This is a genomic window from Tsukamurella conjunctivitidis (assembly GCF_007858475.1).
GTDB classification, from domain to species: domain Bacteria; phylum Actinomycetota; class Actinomycetes; order Mycobacteriales; family Mycobacteriaceae; genus Tsukamurella; species Tsukamurella conjunctivitidis.
Genome location: NZ_VIGX01000194.1, coordinates 1 through 586, shown reverse-complemented (window position 1 = coordinate 586; position 586 = coordinate 1). Strand labels below are relative to the sequence as shown.

The following is a 586-nucleotide window of genomic DNA, read 5'->3' as shown; positions in this document are numbered from 1 at the left end:
CCGCCCGCCAGACCGTCTTCCACGACGTGCCCAACTGACGGGCAAGACCCTGGATCGTCGCGTGCTCGCGACGCAACTGCCCGACCGCCCACGCGACCGCCCGCCGGGTGATCGACCCGCGGACGGCGACGAGCGTGGGGACTTGCTCTACGAACGTCTTCTTCGTGCAGTCCGCGTCGGCGCACCGCCAGACTCGTTGCCGCCACAGCACCCGAACCCGGGCGACGCCGGGCACGTCATGCAGCACTCTCCGACGGCGACCCCGGCCCGTCGCGATGACACCGCACGTCGGGCACCCGACCGGTTGCGGGGGCGTCGAGACCGTCACCACCATCACCTCGTCGTGGCGTTCGACACGCTCAACATGCACGTTCTCGAGGCCAAGCAGCAGGTCGCAGCGGGAACACGGGTCGGTGGCAGGGCGCGCTTCAGCGCACCCCGAAGTATGTTGAAACACGTCGAGGTCCTCGTATCGATCAGACAGTTAGCGCTTCTGATCCTCGGGGACCTCGACCCCTACCCACCCGACCTCACCCGGCGAGCCTCACCCCCACCGGATGTCCGAAGAGCCCCACATCACTGGTCA

At 68.3% G+C, this 586-nt stretch carries 1 protein-coding gene; it reads right to left on the bottom strand.

Annotation, left to right across the window (positions count from 1 at the left end; genetic code table 11):
- Positions 1 to 370 (bottom strand): helix-turn-helix domain-containing protein (locus FK530_RS25005; RefSeq protein WP_146489489.1); only part of this gene is annotated, 370 nt, incomplete at its 3' end.
- Positions 371 to 586: the final 216 nt, after the last annotated feature.